We start from the raw sequence: 18250 nt of genomic DNA on the forward strand, positions 1-18250 counted from the left end.
TGTGGCCGCTGTCTACGACGCCTTCGCCCGCGACTATCAGCGCAGCAAGGCCTCACCGCTGCGCGCGGCCATCGAAAGCTGGACCATCGATCGCCTGCTCGGTGATATCCGGGGATCCGCGATCTTCGATGCAGGCTGCGGCGACGGCTTTCATGCCCGGCGACTGATGGCAAGGGGCGCAGGCCGCATAGCCGGCGTGGACGTTTCGGCGGCGATGATCCGGCTCGCACGCGAGGAGGAGAGCCGGGAGCCGCTGGGCATCCTGTACCAGTGCTGTGCGGTCGAGGACTTGCCGGAGCTGCCCTGTGCCGGTTACGGAGCAAGCGGTTTCGACATCGTGCTGGCTGCCTATCTGCTGCACTACGCGCCATCGGTCGAGGTGCTCGCCCGCATGTGCCAGCGGCTTGCGAACGTACTGAAGCCCGGCGGTCGTCTCGTCGCCCTCGTCGAGAATCCGGACCAGACGGTGGCCGACTACGCCGGCTATGCGCCCTACGGCTTTGACAAGGTCGCGGCGGAGCCGCGTGCCGAAGCCAGCCGGATCCGCTACTCGCTGGTAGCCGGGCGGCAGATGATCCGCTTTGATACCTGGTACTACTCGCGCGACAGCTACGAGCGTGTGCTGCGCGACGCCGGCTTCAGCGCGATCGCATGGCACCCGCTGGAACTCGACCCTGATGCCGGGTCTGCCGGCTACTACGCTGACTATCTGCGTAACCCGCCGGTACTGGGCCTGACAGCCGATTTCCCCGGGATGCGGCGATCATGAGTACGCTGTTGCGCACACCGCTGCCGCAGTCCGATGCGCCGGATGCATGCCTGTCGCTCAGCCTGCTGGAACGCCTCGCCGCCCACGTGCAGCTGCGGCCCGACGCGCCGGCAATCGTCTGTGGCGAACAACAGCTGGCTTATGCAGCGCTTGATGCTGCGGCCAACCGGCTTGCGCATCGCCTGCAGGATCTCGGCGTTGCCCGCGATGTGCCAGTCGGCATCTGTCTCGAGCCCGGAACCGAGCTGCTGGTTGCGATGCTCGCCGTGCTGAAGGCCGGTGGCGCTTACTTGCCGCTGGATCCGGCCTGGCCTCGCGAACGCCTGCAGCAGATGCTGGGTGTCGTGAATCCGGCGGTGCTGATCAGCTGTGCCCGCCTGCGCGAGCGTTGCCCGGCCGGCATGCATGAGCTGCTTGATCTCGATCAGGAGCACGCGCGGATTGCGGCATGCAGTGCTGCGGATCCGGCAGTGGAGATCGTTCCGGAGCAGCTCTGCTACCTGATGTTCACTTCCGGTTCCGGCGGCGCGCCCAAGTGCGTGATGGTCACGCATGGCAATCTCGCCGGGCTGTTTCCGCCGCTCTGCGCGGCGCTCGAGTTCGGTTCCGATGATGTCTGGAGCTGGTTTCATTCCGCTTCCTTCGGCTTCTCGGTCTGGGAGATCCACGGTGCGCTGCTGCACGGTGGCTGCCTGCAGGTGGTGCCCGAAGTGGTCCGCAATGCACCCGCTGCACTCGGTGCCTGGATTGCCGAGCGGGGTGTGACGGTCTTCAGCCAGACGCCGTCAGCCCTGCGCCGGCTGCTCGGCGTGGCACCTTTTCATCAGGCGATCGCCGGCAGCCGGTTGCGTTATCTCGCGCTCAGTGGCGAGGCGCTGCGGCCGGAAGACATCGCCACCTGGCATCACTACCAGGATGCAGAACGACAACCCTCTGCGCCACGACTGCTCAGCACCTACGCGCTGACCGAGACCGCTGGCCAGGTAACCTTGCGCATTTACGGCGCAGCTGATTCCGGCAGCGAAGCAGTGCGCAATATCGGCCAGCCCCTCGGCGGTCGTCACGTGCTGGTACTGGATGCTGCCGGCCGGCCCGTCGCTCCGGGCGAAGCGGGCGAACTGTGGGTGGCCGGTACCTGTGTCGCGGCGGGCTATTTCGGCGACGCATCGCTCACCGCACAGCGCTTCACCACGCATGTCGTGGCCGGGCAGGGATTGCTGCGCGGTTACCGGACCGGTGACCAGGTGCGGCTGCGCGCTGATGGCGCACTCGAGTATCTGGGCCGTGCCGATATGCAGCTCAAGTATCGGGGCTACCGTATCGAGCCTGCGGAAATCGAAGCCGCATTGCGTGGCCACCCGGGCGTACGCGATGCAGCCGTGGCACTGCAGAGCGATGTGGCCGGCAATCCGCGCCTCACGGCGCACATCGTCAGCGCGGAAACAAAGGCGGATGCAACCGGACTGGAGTTCTGGCCTTCGCTGGGCGCGTATGAGGTATACGACGAGTTCCTGTACGGACTGATGAACGCCGAACCGGTGCGGCTGAACGCTTATCGCGCGGCTTTCGCCGGCAGCGTGCCTGGCAAGGCTGTACTCGATATAGGTACCGGCAGCGATGCTGTGCTGGCGCGCCTGTGTATCGAAGCCGGTGCCCGTCACGTGTATGCGGTTGAAATACTCGAGGCGGCAGCACGGCAGGCAGCTGAACTGGTGCGCACGCTGGGGCTCGAAGATCGCATCACCGTTTTGCACGGTGATATTGCAGCCATGGTGCTGCCGGAGCCGGTCGAAGTGTGTACCCAGGGCATCATCGGCAATATCGGCAGTGCCGATGGCATCGTGGCGGTCTGGAATGCCGCACGCCGCAATTTTGCTGCGGGCTGCGTGCCGGTCCCGTCCCGTTGCGTCACCCGGCTTGCGCTGATGGAGTTGCCTGCCGCAGCGCGCGAGCGGCCACGTTTTTCGCCGCTTGCCGCCGACTACGTGCGGCGCATGTTCATGCTGACCGGAAAACCCTTCGATGTGCGTCTCTGCGTGCGCAACGTCAAAGCTGCGGACCTGCTGACCGCAGGTACCGATTTCGAAGTGCTGGAGTTCCACGGGCCGTTGCCGCCCGGCCACATCGGCAGTGCCGAACTCGAAGTGCGACGTGACGGATACCTGGATGGCTGCCTGCTGTGGACCGTGGTGTCTGCCGATGCCGTACACACGGTGGACTATCTGCAGGAGCAGCGTGCCTGGCTGCCGGTGTTCGTGCCGATGGCAGAAACCGGCATCACCGTGCATCGTGGCGATGTCGTGCGCATCAGCTGGCGGGCTTTCAACGAGTCAGATCCGCGCCATCCGGATTACGAGTTGTGCGTGTCCCTGGGCGCGGAGGGCGACAGGCCGGCGCGCGAGTTCAGGCAGGTGACGCGCCATTCAGGCACCGAGGCGGGTGCGATGCGACTGCATCGCGAACTGCTGGCGGATGTCGGTAGCGAGGATCAGGTGGTGTCGGTCGACGCCCTGCGAGCCTGGCTCGGCGATCGCGTACCCGAATACATGGTGCCGCAGAGCTGGCTGTTCCTGCCGGAGCTGCCGCTGACGCCGGGCGGAAAACTCGACCGCGAGGCGCTGCCCGCACCGGGCCGATATCGGCCGCGGCTTGCTGCTGCAGCCATCGCCCCGCGCAATGCCGTGGAGAATGCTGTTGCCGGACTCTGGGCGCGGGCGCTGGGCCTGGAAGCGATTGGCGTCGAGGACAACTTTTTTGATCTGGGTGGTGACTCGATCACCGCGGTGCAACTCACCACGACGACCCAGCGCTGGCTGGATGCGCCGGTACCGCTCGCAGCCCTGTTCGATGCGCCTACGGTGGCCGCGATGTGCCGCCATCTCGAAGCGGCATATGCAGCACCGCTTGCGGCCGCACTCGGGCGCGGTGGGGCTCATATGCAGCAAGGCTCGATGGATCGCGAGCACGGCGAGCTATGACCATCGCGGAGCTGCTCGCGGCAACGCGCGCGGCGGGAATCACGCTGCGGGTCGAGCGCGGGCGTCTGCTCTTTGACGCGCCGGCTGGCGCGCTGACCCCGGAACTGCGTCAGGCCCTCAGCGAACGCAAGCCGGAGCTGCTGGACTATTTCCACAACGGGAACCCGGCGCCACTCGGCTTTGCACAGCAGAGCCTCTGGTTCCTGCATGAACTCTATCCGCAGGACACCGGCGCCAGCGAGCAGTTTGCGATCCGTATCGATGGTCCGCTCGATCCGACGCTGCTCGCGCGGGCCTGGCATGCCCTGCTTGCGCGTCATTCGATACTGCGTACGACTTTCAGTGAAAAGGACGGCCAGGTCTGGCAGGTACCGGCAGCACCGCAGCTGAATGGTCCGCCGCTGTTGCAGGTCAATGTCGGTACGGTGCAGTCCGGTCTGCTGGAAATCGCTGCCACAGCGTTGCGTGAGCCCTTCGACCTGCGGCGTGGTCCGCTGCTGAAGCCGCAACTCTGCCGTATGGCCGACGAGCAGCACGTACTGCTGGTCACGGCACATCACATCATCGCTGACGGGCTGTCGGTTCCGGTCATTCGCGCGGAGCTGGTTGCGCTCTATCAGGCACTGCTCGCGGGGAAGCCATCACCGCTGCCACCGCTGCAGCTCGAGTATGCGGACGTGGCGCGTGCGCAGCTGCAGACCGATGCGCAGCATGAAACCGGCGTGCTGCAGCGCTGGCAGGAGATACTCGCATCGCCGCCGCCTGCGGCCCTGCATGCGCTGGTGCGTCCGCGGCGGGGCACCAAAATCTCCCGGCGCTCTGCCTTTAGCCTGGAGGCGTCGCTGGCCGACAGGCTGCGTCGACTCGCACGTGACAGCGGCACCACTCCGTATGTCGTGCTGCTGGCCGCGTTTCGTGTACTGCTGGTCCGTCTGACCGGGCAGCACGATCTGGTGATCGGTACGCCGATGACCCTGCGGGATACGCCCGAGCAGCGCGAGATGATCGGCTGCCTGGTGAACCCGGTTGCCTTGCGGACGCCGGTCGAACTGCAGGATTCATTTCGCAGTCACCTGTTGCGTGAGCGGGCAATGGTGCTCGAGGCCATGCAGTACCGGAATGTGCCTTTTTCGCGGGTAGTGGCTGCCGTCAGCCCGGAGCGAAAACTGGATGAGCATCCGCTGTTCCAGATCCTGTTTTCATGGGAGACCGGTATACAGCCGGAACCGGTGGTCATCGCCCCGGCTGATGCTGCGCCTGAGGTGCGCTTTTGCCTCCTGTCCCTGCCGGCCGAACGCGCTTCGTACTTTGACCTCGAGTGTCTGCTGCGCGATGCGGGTGAAGGGCAGCCGATGGACGGCTATTTCGCCTGGTCGACGGCTGTGCTTGAGGACCTGGTCGGCGCACAACTGGCGCAGATATACGCAGTGCTGCTTGCTGCAATCATCGACCGTCCGGATGCGCCGATGGCCGGGCTCAGCCTGCTGTCCGAAGTCGCACGCCGGAAGATCCTTCATGACTGGAACGATACGGCTGCGCCGTACCCGGAGCGGACATCGTTGCATGACGCCTTTCTTGAGCAGGCCCGTCGCGTGCCGGAGGCGCCGGCGCTGCACACCACCACAGGGCTCTGGAGCTACGCCCGGCTTGAGGAGCGCAGCGCAGAGCTGGCGGCCGACCTGACCGCCTGTGGTCTGCAGCCCGGCATGCCGGTGGGCCTGTGCATGCCGCGCTCGGCCGAAGCTGTCGTTGCGCTGCTCGGTATCCTGCGTGCGGGCGGCGTGATCGTCCCGCTGGATCCGGCCTGGCCGCTGGCACGTCTGCAGTTTGTCGCCGCCGATGCGGGCGTGCAGATCGTGCTTCGCGACCTGCATCCCTTCCGGCCGGATGCGCCGCTGAAGCCGGCCGTACCGGCGCCAGCCGACGCTGCAGTGATCCTCTATACCTCGGGCTCCACGGGCATGCCGAAAGGCGCGTTGACCACGCATGCTTCGGCGGTCAATCGTTGCCACTGGATGTGGCAGGGCTACGGCTTCGGTGCGGAGGACGTGTTTGCGCTGCGCACCAGTTTCGGGTTTATCGATTCGCTGTGGGAGATCTTCGGCGCGCTCGGTCACGGTATCCCGCTGGTGATCGTGCCGGACGATATTGCCGGCGATGCGCTGCGCCTGCCGGACTTCCTGCGCGCTCATGCGGTCACGCACCTGGTGCTCGTGCCCTCGCTGCTGCGCGCACTGCTCGATGCAATGCCGGCGGGAGGGCTGCCCGCGCTCAGCAGTTGCATCAGCAGCGGCGAGCCGCTGGATCCGGCGCTCGCGCGGCGTTTCCGCTCGGCTTTTCCCGGCGCGCGGCTGCTGAACACCTATGGCACCTCGGAGATCTGGGATGCCACCTGTCATGAAGTGACCGGGTTGTCCGCGGCGACGGAGCGTGTGCCGATCGGCCGGCCGGTTGCCAATGCGAGCGTCCATGTACTCGATGCCAACGCCGAGCTGCTGCCGCCGGGCATTCCCGGCGAGCTGTACGTTGGCGGCATCGGGGTCGGACCCGGCTACTGGCAGCGGCCGGAACTGACAGCGGAGAAGTTCATCACGCTCCGTCTCGCCACGGATGGCGAGCCGCTACGTCTGTATCGCAGTGGCGATCGCGCGCGCTGGCTTGCTGACGGCCAGATTGAGTGTCTGGGCCGGCTCGATGCCCAGTTCAAGCTGCGCGGGCTGCGCATCGAGCCGGGCGAGATCGAGAGTGCGCTCACTGCCCATCCGGCCGTCGCCGGCGCCATCGTCACAATCTGCGGAGAGGGCGAGGCCGCGCGCCTCGTCGCCGGCGTGGTGCGCGCTGCACAGGCGGATACCGGGTCCGATGCAGAACTGTGGTCAGGATTGCGCACACATCTGCGCCGCTTGTTGCCGGCGCACATGCTGCCGGCCGGCTGGCAATGCCTCGATCAGTTGCCGCTGACGCCGAGCGGAAAGCTGGACCGGCGTGCGTTTGCGGCGCTGTACGGCAACGGGAGCCGTGTCGAAGTACCGGCCGCCGGTGCAGGGCCGCGTACCGACACCGAGCGCGAGCTTGCAGCGATGTGGTCGGAGGTGTTCGGTGGCAGACACATCGGCGTCGATGAGAACTTCTTCGATGCAGGTGGCCACTCGTTGCTCGCCACGCGCATCGTCAGCCGGATCCGCACCCGCCATGCGCAAGACTTCACGCTGCGCGAGATGTTTGCGGCACCGACGATCGCAGCGCTGGCGGCGGCGCTCGACAGCCGGCGGCAGTCGCAAGCCGCCGCGGGCCTGGTCGCGGCAGCACATGACGATGTCGTGCCGCTGTCCTTTGCCCAGGAGCGGCTCTGGTTCCTGGACCAGCTTGATCCCGGCAGTCCGGCTTACAACATCGCCTGGACGGTGTGTCTGTCCGGAGCGCTGGACCGCGGTGCGCTACGCGCCGCACTCGACTTTCTCATCGCGCGCCACGAAGCCTTGCGCAGCCGCTTTCCGGCTGTGGCTGGCCGACCGCAGCTGTGCATCGATGAGCCCGGGTCGCTCGGCCTGGTCGAGCTCGATATCGCCGGGGAAACGGAATTGCAGGCAGCGCTATTGCGCCATGCGCGGGCGCCTTTCGTGCTGGCTACCGGCCCGCTGCTGCGCGCGGTACTCGTGCATCGCTCGGCGGATGAACACCTGCTGATGCTCGCCATGCAGCACATCATCACGGATGCCACCTCCAACCATGTGCTTTTTGAAGAGCTGGTGACGAGCTATGCGGCATTCGCCGCTGGCAGGGAGCCGGCACTGCCGCCGCCGGCGATCAGGTATGCGGACTATGCGCTCTGGCAGCGGCGGCGACCGCCTGATGCGGGGCTGGCCGCGGACCTCGCCTGGTGGCGCGCACAACTGGCGGGCATGCCGGCGGCACTCGAGTTGCCGACTGATTATCCGCGGCCCGCCGAGCAGCAGTTCCGCGGTGCCTGGGTACGCCGCACCTTGCCGTCCGGACTGGTGCGGGCGTTGCGGGCACTGGCCCGCGAGCAGCAGGGCACCTTATATATGGTGTTGCTTGCTGCCTTCGACGTGCTGCTGTCCCGCTACAGCGGCAGCGAGGACATTGTCGTCGGTACGCCGGTAGAGGGGCGGACCGAGCGTTCCCTGGAGCAGCTGGTCGGACTTTTCATCAACACGCTGGTGATGCGCACGGATCTCAGTGGTGACCCAACCTTTACGGAGTTGCTGCAGCGTGTGCGCACGGTGACGCTCGAGGCCCAGGCGCACCAGGATCTGCCCTTCGAGAAACTCGTCGAAGCGCTGCGTCCCGCGCGCAGTCTGAGCCGTGCGCCGCTGTTCCAGGTCATGTTCAACCTGATCCGTATGCCGGAAGAGCAACAACAGGTGGCGGGGCTGACGTTCCGTCTCGACCGGCTGGTAGACCAGGGCGTGTCGAGTTTCGATCTCACGCTGACGGCGAGTGAGCAGGGCGAGCAGGTCGGGCTGATCTTCGAATACGCGACCGATCTGTTCGCAGTCCGGACCGTCGAGCAGCTTGCCGATTCCTGTCTGTGTCTGCTCCAGGGGATCGTCGAGTGCCCGGCACAGGCCATATCGCGATTGCCGTTGCTCGATGAAGCCGGCCGGCAGCACCTGCTCGACGACTTCAATCCGCCGGTCCTTGCGGCGGGCTTTGTGCCGGTGCATCAGACCGTGGCCGGCAATGCGCTGCGCTGGCCGGATGCGCCGGCGGTTTCGCTGGGTGGAATATCCCTGCGCTATGGCGAACTCGAAGCGCGTGCCAACCGGCTTGCACACTTCCTGCTCGCGCGGGGTTTGCCAGCCGGCGCGCGGATTGGCATCTGCCTGTCGCGCGAGCCGTCCTTGCTGGTCGCGGTGCTGGCGGTGCTGAAAGCCGGTGCAGCCTATGTGCCGCTGGATCCCGCTTACCCGCCCGCACGACTGGCGGCGATGGCAGACGACGCCGATCTCGCTCTGCTGCTCGTCGATATGAAAACCCGTGCCTGCTTTGCGGTCGACGATGCGCGCCTGCTGCAGCCTGATGCGTTGCAGGCAGAAACAGACCGCTGTGCCGCGAGTCCACCGGTGCTCCGCGTGAGTGCCGATGACCTGGCCTACCTGCTCTACACCTCCGGCTCTACCGGCCGGCCGAAGGCCGTGATGGTCACGCATGGCAATCTTGCCAGCGCACTGTCGGCATGGCTTGAGCTCTATACCCTGCAGCCGGGCGAATCCCATCTGCAAATGGCGAGCGTGGCATTCGATGTCTTCAGCGGCGACTGGGTCCGTGCGCTGGGTTCGGGTGGCCGCCTGGTGCTGTGTCCGCGCGAGACGCTGCTCGAGCCGTCGGCGCTGCTGGCCGTGCTGACCCACGAGAAAATTGCAGTTGCCGAGTTCGTGCCGGCGGTGATCCGGCTGCTGCTTGCGCATGCAGACGCACAGGACCTGCAGTTGCCGCCGCTGCGTCTGCTGATCGTCGGTTCTGACCTGTGGTTTGCTGCCGAGGCCGCTGCGCTGCGCGCCCGCTGCACGTCTGGCACCCGCGTGTTCAATTCCTACGGCGTCGCCGAGGCAACGATCGACAGCGCCTGCCTGGAAGTCGGTGAGGATATGCCTGCCGCCGGCGCAGTGCCGGTTGGCAGGCCGCTAGCGAATGCGCGGCTCTACGTGGTCGACGCGCGCGGCGATATTGTCCCGGCCGGCGTGCCCGGTGAGCTGTGCATCGGTGGTGCCGGTGTGGCGCAAGGGTACTTCGGTCAGCCGGAACTCAGCGCGGAGAAATTCATTGCCGATCCTTTTGCCGGTGTGCCGGGTGCGCGTCTGTACCGTAGCGGCGACCGCGCACGCTGGCGCCACGATGGCAATCTGGAGTTGCTTGGCCGCGCCGACTTCCAGTTCAAGCTGCGCGGCTTTCGCATCGAACCGGCTGAAGTCGAGGCACGCCTGACAGAACATCCGGCCATCCGCCACGCTGTCGTCGGCCGACGCGAAACAGCGGCTGGCGATGCATGCCTGGTGGCCTGGATCGTGCCCGGCGATGCGGCTGTGCCGGTGCCAGACCTGCGGCTGGCCTTGCAGTCCAGTTTGCCTGAGCATCTCATACCCAACATTTTCGTGACGCTGCCGGCGCTACCGCTGGGTCCCAACGGGAAGATCGACCGGGCGGCCTTGCCAGAGCCGCAGTGGGACGCACCCGCTTCCGGGCCGATGCCGGTGAGCGCCCGAACGCCGGTCGAAGAAGTGGTCTGCGCGCTGTTTGCCGAGGTGCTCGGTCACTGTGCCTTCGGTGTACACGATGATTTTTTCGCCTGTGGTGGCCACTCGCTGCTGGCTACCAGGCTCGTGGCCCGCATCCGCGATGCGCTGCAGAGGGAACTGCCGCTGCGGGTGATCTTCACGATGCCGACGCCGGCCGGGATCGCCGCGGCACTCGATGACGCGCGGGGCAGCGGACGCGTGCGTACCCCGGAAATGTCGCGCTATCGCCAGCGTCCCGATTCACGGCAGGCCGACAGGCCGGCGCCGCTTTCAGCGATGCAGCAGCGGCTGTGGTTTCTCGACCGTCTGCAGCCGGACAGCCGGGCCTGGCACCTGCCCTGGGCGGTGCGTCTGCGCGGCCGGCTCGATCGCGATGCGCTGCAAGTTGCCGTCGATGCGCTCGTCGCGAGGCATGCCGTGCTGCGCACCCGCTTCGTCGAAGACGATGGTATAGCCACGCAGCAGGTGCTGAAGCCCGTGGATATCCCGGCTGGCTGGATCAGTGCGGCGTTCCTTGCGCTGAATGGCCGTGACCCGCAACTGGCTGCCGCAGACTATCTGCAGGGACTGCACTTTGATCTGGCTTGCGGTCCGTTGTGGCAGCTCCGCGTGCTGGAAATCGCGCCTGATGATCAGCTGCTGGTGCTGGTCATGCACCACATCATCGCCGACGGCTGGTCGCTGTCGGTACTGAACCGCGAGCTTGCGATTGCCTATCAGGCGGCGTTGTCCGGCAGCGCGCCCGACTGGAATCCCTTGCCGCTGCAGTACGCGGACTATGCGCGCTGGCAGGCTGACTGGCTGGCCAGCGGTGAACTGGCACGACAGCTCGATTTCTGGCGCGAGGCCTTGCAGGGCGCGCCCGCACTGCTGTCGCTGCCCGCCGACCAGCCGCGCGAATCCGCCGACACGGCAACCGGTGCCTGGCATCATTGTCTGCTGCCGTCGCGCAGTTGCGCCGGTCTCCACGAACTGGCGCGCGCACAGGGCTGCACGCTGTTCATGGTCCTGCTCGCGGCATTCGATGTGCTGCTCGGCCACCATGCCGGCAGCGAGGATGTGCTGGTCGGCACGCCGCTGGCTGGCCGACCGCACACCGAGCTCGAGGGACTGATCGGCTTCTTCCTCAACACGCTGGTGCTGCGCACGGATTTGCGCGGCGATCCGGCTTTCAGCGAGCTGCTGGTGCGCGTCCGGCGCGTCGCGCTCGATGCATACGCACATGCCGATGTGCCCTTTGAAAAGCTGGTCGAGGTGCTGGCACCGCAGCGCTCGCTGAGCCACAGCCCGATCGTGCAGGTGCTGTTCACCTTGCACAACCAGCCGCGCGTGCCGCTGGTGCTGTCCGGGCTCGAGAGCGAGCCCGTGCCGATCAGCGTCGAGGCTGCGAAGTTTGATCTCAGCGTCCATGTGGCCGAAGACGCGCGCGGACTCGATATCGCATTTGCCTGGCGGAGTACGCTTTATTCAAGGAAGCGGATCGAGTCACTCGCTGCAGATTTTCTCGTTCTGCTGGAATCCGTCGCCCGGGCGCCGGAAGCACGGCTCTCCAGCCTGCGGCCGCAGCTGGGTGTGCCGCTGCGCGCTTCTGAAGTGCCGGAAGCAGCCGTGCCCGCCGCATCTGATAATAGCTTGGTACCGCTTGGCGAACTGGAAGTGCAGCTGGCCGAAATCTGGCAAAGCCTGCTGCCGGTGGCGTCCATCGCGCCGGATGATGATTTCTTCGCCATCGGCGGCCACTCGCTGCTGGCAACGCGGATGATCGCGCGGATCGCCGCCCGGCTGGGCGTGGAGCTGCCGCTGATCAGCGTCTTTGAAGCGCCGACCATCCGCGGGCTGGCCATGCGCGTGGCGGCAGCTGAACAGCGCAAGCCGGTCGCGCCGGATGTGATTCCGCGACTGGAGCGTCGGGCAGAAGCATGAGTACCGCGCACTACGTCTTTCCGGCTTCGTTCGCCCAGCAGCGGCTGTGGTTTCTGGACCAGCTCGAAGGTGCGAGCGCGGTCTACAACCTGAAGATGGCACTGCGACTCTCCGGTCGGCTGGATCACGACAGCCTGCAGCGCGCCGTCGATGCGGTCGTGGCGAGACATGAATCCTTGCGCACCAGCTTTGCAACGCGCGGCGTCGATGCCGTGCAGCGGGTCGCGAGCCAGCTTGAAGTACTGGTGCAGACGGCTGAACTGCATGGTGCCAGCGATACCGTGCTGGCGGCAAAGCTGAATGAGCTGGGATCAACGAGTTTTGATCTGCAGCGCGGGCCCTTGCTGCGTGTACACCTGCTGCGTCTCGATGCAGAGGCCACTGAACATGTGTTGCTGCTGGTGATGCACCATATCGTATCGGATGCCTGGTCAGCTGGCGTGCTGTACCGGGATCTTGCCGCGTATTACAGCGCTTTCAGTCGCGGCCTTGTTGCACAGCTGCCGGAACTCCCGGTGCAGTACGCCGACTTCGCGGTCTGGCAGCGCGACTGGCTTGCCGGTGCCGAACTCGAGCGGCAGATGGCTTTCTGGCGCGAGCATCTCGAGGGCGCGCCGCCGCTGCTCGAGCTGCCGACTGACCGGCCGCGTCCGGTGCTGCAGACCTACCGCGGCAACCGGTTCAGCCGCGCTGTACCCGCGGCGCTCAGCGCCCGGCTGCAGGCGCTCGCTGCAGAGGAGGGCGTGACGCTCTACATGTTGCTGTTTGCCGCATTCAACCTGCTGCTTGCGCGCTGGTCGGGTCAGTCGGACCTCGTGATCGGTACGCCGATTGCGGGACGACGGCGCAGTGAACTCGAGGCGCTGATCGGCTGCTTTGCCAATACGCTTGCCATCCGCACCCGGCTGGAGGGCGCTGAAAGATTCAGCGAGCTGCTCGCGCGTGTACGCACTGCCACGCTCGGCGCCTTTTCACACCAGGAGCTGCCATTCGAAAAGCTGGTCGAGGTCCTGAAGCCGCCGCGCAATCTTTCGCACTCGCCGCTGTTCCAGGTGATGTTCATCCTGCAGAACACGCCCTGGGAAGCCGTGGAGTTCGGCGCGCTGGCAGTAAGGCCCGCGGAGATGGATGCGGCGGATACCGCAAAGTTTGAGCTCACCGTGTCGGTCTCGGAGTTCGAGTCGCAACTCTGGCTGGCGCTCGAGTACAACAGCGATATCTTCGACCGGGGCACCATCGAGGGTCTTGCTGCGGGCTACGAGACGCTGCTGTCTGCGATCGTGGCCGATCCGTCTGCATCCCTGTCTGTGCTGCCGGTGCAGGCCGAAGCGGACCGGCGACAGCTGCTCGACACGTGGAATGACTACGCTGCGCCCTATGACAGAAACTGCGGCGTCTGGTCGCTGTTTGCTGCCCGGGCGGCGCGCAGTCCCGGGTCTGTCGCCGCCGAAGCCGATGGTGTGGCGCTGACTTATGCGCAACTGCTCGACCGTGCGGAACAGCTGGCTGCGGCCCTGTACGCCCGCGGCGTGCGGCCCGGTCAGGCTGTGGCGATCTGCCTGGAGCGCGGCATCGACATGCTGGCGAGTGTGCTCGCGGTGTTGCGCATCGGCGCCCACTATGTGCCCCTGGACACGGCGCATCCGTCCGCGCGGCTGGCGTTCATCCTCGAGGATTCCGGCGCCAGCATGCTGGTTGCCGCGCCTGCCCTGGCCGGGAGACTGGCGGATTTTCGCGGCACCGTGTTCGATCCCGGTACAGCCAGGTCCGGTTCGGTCAGCAGCATTCCGGCGTTCGCGCCGCTGTCCGGCGATGCCCTCGCTTACCTGATCTATACCTCCGGCTCGACTGGCCAGCCGAAAGGTGTGGCAGTCCCGCAGCAGGCGGTGCTGAATTTCCTGCACAGCATGGCGCGCACGCCGGGCCTCGCGACGGATGACCGGCTGCTGGCAGTGACCACGCTGGCCTTCGATATCGCCGTGCTGGAACTCCTGCTGCCGCTTGCCGTCGGTGCAACGACGGTGATTGCCATGCGCGATGAACTGGCCGATCCACAGTTGCTGATCCATCGTCTGGCGGGGTCGCGTATCTCCATGATGCAGGCGACGCCGGCACTGTGGCGCAACCTGGTCGCTGCCGGCTGGACCGGCCAGCCGGATCTGCGCATGCTCTGCGGCGGTGAGTCGCTGGATGCGGACCTGGCCTCTGCGCTGCTCGCACGCGGCGCTGACCTCTGGAACATGTATGGGCCAACCGAAACCACGGTCTGGTCCTGCTGCGCGCGGATCACGGCGGTTTCCTCAGCGCCGGTACCGGTGGGCCGGCCGATCGCCAACACGCGCTGCTATGTGCTGGACGCGCAGCGAGAGCCGGTGCCGCGAGGTGTACGCGGCGAGCTGTGGATCGGTGGCGATGGCGTGGCTTGCGGTTATCACGCGCGGCCGGAACTCACGGCCGAGCGCTTCCTTGCCGATCCCTTTGCCGGTGTCCCTGCGCGCATGTACCGGACCGGTGACCGTGCACGCTGGCGCAGCGATGGCGGTCTGGAAATCCTTGGCCGCAGCGATTTCCAGCTCAAGCTGCGCGGCTTTCGCATCGAGCCGGGTGAAATCGAGGCGGCGCTACTTGCGCATCCGGCCGTCAGCGCGGCGGTCGTGGTGCTGCGCGATTTTGCCGGCGATCCGCGGCTGGTTGCTTTCATGGTGCCGGCTGGCGCTGACGTCTCGGCCGGGTTGCTCGTGCGCCATCTGCGCGGCCGTCTGCCCGAATACATGGTGCCGTCTGAATTCGTCTGGCTGCCCGAACTGCCGCTGAACCCGAACGGCAAACTCGACCGGGCTTCCTTGCCGGCCGTGTTGCCAACTGGTACCAGGGCAGACAGTGCTGATGCGCCGCTCTCGCCCCTTGAAGTCATGCTGTGCGAGCTGTTTGCCACCGTGCTGGGCCGCGACCGTGTCGGCGCAAACGAGGATTTCTTTGCCCTGGGCGGGCACTCGCTGCTCGCCACACAGCTGATTGCGCGGATCCGCGATGCCCTGCAGATCGAGCTGCCGCTGAAGGCCCTGTTCATGACGCCGACCGCATCCGGTATTGCCGCCGGCCTGCCGACAGCGCATATCACATCGCCGCCGGCGCTGCCTGCACCGTCTGCAGTGCACAGGCTGGCGCCGCTTTCACCGGTACAACAGCGGCTGTGGTTTCTGGACCGGTTGCAGCCAGGCAGCCCGGTCTACAACCTCGCGTGGACCTTCCGCCTGCGGGGTGTGCTGGATCCAGAGGCCCTGCAGCTCGCCGTAGACGCGCTCGTCGCACGTCATGCGGTGCTGCGTACCCGCTTTGTGGAAGCCGATGGCGAGCCGCGGCAGCTCATCGACGAGACGCTCGCCGTGCCGGTGAATGTACTGAGCGCGGACCCACCCGCCAATGTAGGCGATACCGGGGAGGCCCGACTGAAGACCTGCTTGCAGCTGGTGCGTTTCGACCTCGCGCATGGTCCTCTGCTGCGGGTGTTCGTGCTGCCGGCAGCGAAGGACGACCAGGTGCTGGCGATCGTCGTACACCATATCGTCGCCGATGGCTGGTCGCTGGGAATATTGAGTCGCGAGCTGTCGGCGCTCTACAACGCGGCGCTGGCCGGCCAGTCACCGCATCTGGCAGCATTGCCGCTGCAGTATGCCGATTATGCGATCCGCCAACGTACAGCGCTCGAAGACGGCGAACTCGCACGCCAGCTGGACTTCTGGCAGACGCAGCTGAAAGATGCGCCGCCGTATCTCGATCTGCCCACCGACCGGCCGCGTCCGGCGCTGAGTACACATCGCGGTGCGCGCTGCTTCCGCCTGCTCGAGCCGGGGCTGCAATCGGCGCTCAAGTCGCTGGCGCAGGCTGAAGGCTGCACGCTGTTCATGGTCTTGCTTGCTGCTTTCGATGTGCTGCTCGCGCGTCATGCCGGCAGCGAAGACGTGGTGGTCGGTACCCCGGTAGCGGGCAGGCCGCGTACCGAACTGGAAGGCCTTGTCGGTTTTTTCGTCAACACGCTGGTGCTGCGTACAGAGCTGCGCGGCAATCCACGCTTCCGCGAACTGCTGCAGCGGGTAAAAGACGGCACGCTGGCTGCCTGGGCACATGCGGACGTGCCCTTTGAACAACTTGTCGAAGTGCTCAAACCACCGCGCAGTACCGGTCGGTCGCCGGTCTTCCAGGTGCTTTTCAACCTGCACAACGAACCGGCCGGTCGGCTGGAACTGTCTGGTATTGAGGCGACGCCACTGGCGATCGATCGCGGTACCGCGAAGTTCGAGCTGAGCGTGTCGCTCAGCGAGACCACGGCAGGACTTGCCGTGAGTTTCGAGTACAGCACCGATCTGTTCAACGCTGCATCGATGCAGCGCATGCTGGATGATTTCGCCGCGCTGCTGGCGGCTGTGGTCTCCAGACCGGATGCGCCGCTGGCCAGTCTGTGTGTTGCTGCACCGCCTGTCGCACGCAGCCTGCCGGAGATTGCGCTCCTGCGTCAGGCGGGTGAGGGCACGCTTGCAGCAGCGTTTGCTGCGCAACTGCAACAGCGCGCGGCGGCAACGGCAGTTGCCGCATCGGCTGTTGCCGGCAGCAGCGGTGTGGAGTGGAGCTACGCCGGACTCGATCAGCGGGCCCGGGCAGTGGCGGCGGCACTCATGCAGCGCGGTGTCACACGCGGTACGCACGTCGGCCTGTGGTTCAACCAGGGAGCGGGGCAGGTGGCGGCGATGCTCGGCGTGCTGCAGGCCGGGGCTGCCTATGTGCCGCTCGACCCGCTCGCACCGGCGGCACGACTTGATGTCGTCGTTCGCGATGCCGGTCTGCGCATCGCAGTCAGCGAACGCGCGGCACTCGACAGTCCGACTGGTGCCTGGCTGAGAGAAAGTGCGCTGCAACTGATCGTGCTCGACGAATTGCCGGCTTCGCCGCCCGCGGCGCTCACCCTGCTGCCCGGCAGTCCGGACGATGCGGCCTATCTGCTCTACACTTCGGGCACCACCGGTACACCGAAACGTGTGGCGCAGACCCAGCGCAACGTCCTGCACTACGTGCGCAGCTGGGCGGAAAACCTCGGCCTGGGTCCGGCCGATCGGCTGAGTCTGGTCTCGACCTACGGCTACGATGCAGCCGTGCAGGATATCTTTGGCGCACTGCTGAGCGGTGCAGCTGTATATCCGCTCGACATCCGGCGACTCGATCGCGAGACGCTGCTTGACCGCATCGCCGACGCAGGTCTCAGCGTCCTGCACGCCACACCCACCGTGTACCGCTATCTGTTCGGCAGTCACGTCGCGTGCCGCCAGGACCTGTCGCGCGTGCGGCTCGTTGTACTCGGCGGTGAGACAGCGCGTCGTGCCGACTTCGAGCTGTTCAGGTCGCGCTTTCGCAGGGGTGCGCAGTTCGTCAACGGCTATGGCCTGACCGAAGCGACGGCAGTGCTGCAGTGTTTTTCGACGCATGACACCCAGCCTTACGGCAATGTGCTGTCGCTGGGCTGGCCGGTCGGTGACCAGCGCGTGCTGCTGCTCGACGAGCAGGATCAGCCGGCTGGCATCAGCGGCGAAGTGGTTATCGAGAGCCGCTATGTACCCGCCGGACGTCTGCACACCGGGGATCTGGCGCGCTGGCTGCCGGATGGCAGTCTGGCCTGGCTGGGCCGGCGCGACGATCAGCTGAAGCTCGGCGGTATTCGTATCGAGCCCGGGGAAGTTGAGGCCGCGCTGCGCACGCATCCGGCCCTGGCCGCTGTTGCCGTGGTCCTGCATGCCGAGCCCGCCAGCGAGCCGATGCTGGTTGCGTACTGCAGTCTGCGCAGGGCGGCGACCCTGCCGACACCAGCCGAACTGCGCGCTCATCTCAAACCGCTCTTGCCGGATCCGCTGCTGCCGGCTCACTATGTTGCCGTCGACAGCCTGCCGCAGCTGCCGAACGGCAAGCTGGATCGCCGTGCGCTGGCCGGCCGGCCGTTGTCGCGACCGGCAGCAACCGGCAGGGCGGCGATCGCCGAGGGCGATGTCGAAGCCACGCTGACCGAGCTCTGGCAGACGCTGCTGAAACGGGAGGATATCGGCCCGGAAGACGATTTTTTTGCGCTCGGCGGACATTCGCTGCTGGCCACCCGCCTGATCGCCAGGCTCCGCGACCGGTTTGGTGTCGAGCTGCCGCTGATCAGTATCTTCGAGACGCCGACCATCCGCGGGCTGGCAGTCGTCGTGGCGCAACTCACGGAGCGGTCAGGCGGTGCGGCGGTACCGGTGGCGATCGGACGGCAGGCCCGGGGTCCGTTACCATAGCCGGGCAAG

At 66.3% G+C, this 18250-nt stretch carries 4 protein-coding genes; all 4 read left to right on the forward strand.

Annotation, left to right across the window (positions count from 1 at the left end; all coding sequences use genetic code 11):
- Nucleotide 1: 1 nt before the first annotated feature.
- From H6979_12690 to H6979_12705, 4 genes are read left to right on the forward strand one after another with little or no spacing between them, the layout of a single operon-like run.
- Nucleotides 2-769 (forward strand): class I SAM-dependent methyltransferase, encoded by a 768-nt coding sequence (locus H6979_12690; protein ID MCP5140702.1) that lies wholly within the window; start codon nucleotides 2-4, stop codon nucleotides 767-769.
- Complete coding sequence (locus H6979_12695) at nucleotides 766-3747, forward strand: amino acid adenylation domain-containing protein (protein ID MCP5140703.1); 2982 nt, start codon at nucleotides 766-768, stop codon at nucleotides 3745-3747. Before H6979_12690 ends, H6979_12695 begins: the two co-directional genes overlap by 4 nt.
- Nucleotides 3744-11930 (forward strand): amino acid adenylation domain-containing protein, encoded by an 8187-nt coding sequence (locus H6979_12700; GenBank protein MCP5140704.1) that lies wholly within the window; start codon nucleotides 3744-3746, stop codon nucleotides 11928-11930. The genes H6979_12695 and H6979_12700 overlap by 4 nt, the downstream gene beginning before the upstream one ends.
- Nucleotides 11927-18241 (forward strand): amino acid adenylation domain-containing protein, encoded by a 6315-nt coding sequence (locus tag H6979_12705; GenBank protein ID MCP5140705.1) that lies wholly within the window; start codon nucleotides 11927-11929, stop codon nucleotides 18239-18241. Before H6979_12700 ends, H6979_12705 begins: the two co-directional genes overlap by 4 nt.
- Nucleotides 18242-18250 lie beyond the last annotated feature (9 nt).

Source organism: Chromatiales bacterium, from assembly GCA_024234935.1.
Taxonomy (GTDB): Bacteria; Pseudomonadota; Gammaproteobacteria; order Steroidobacterales.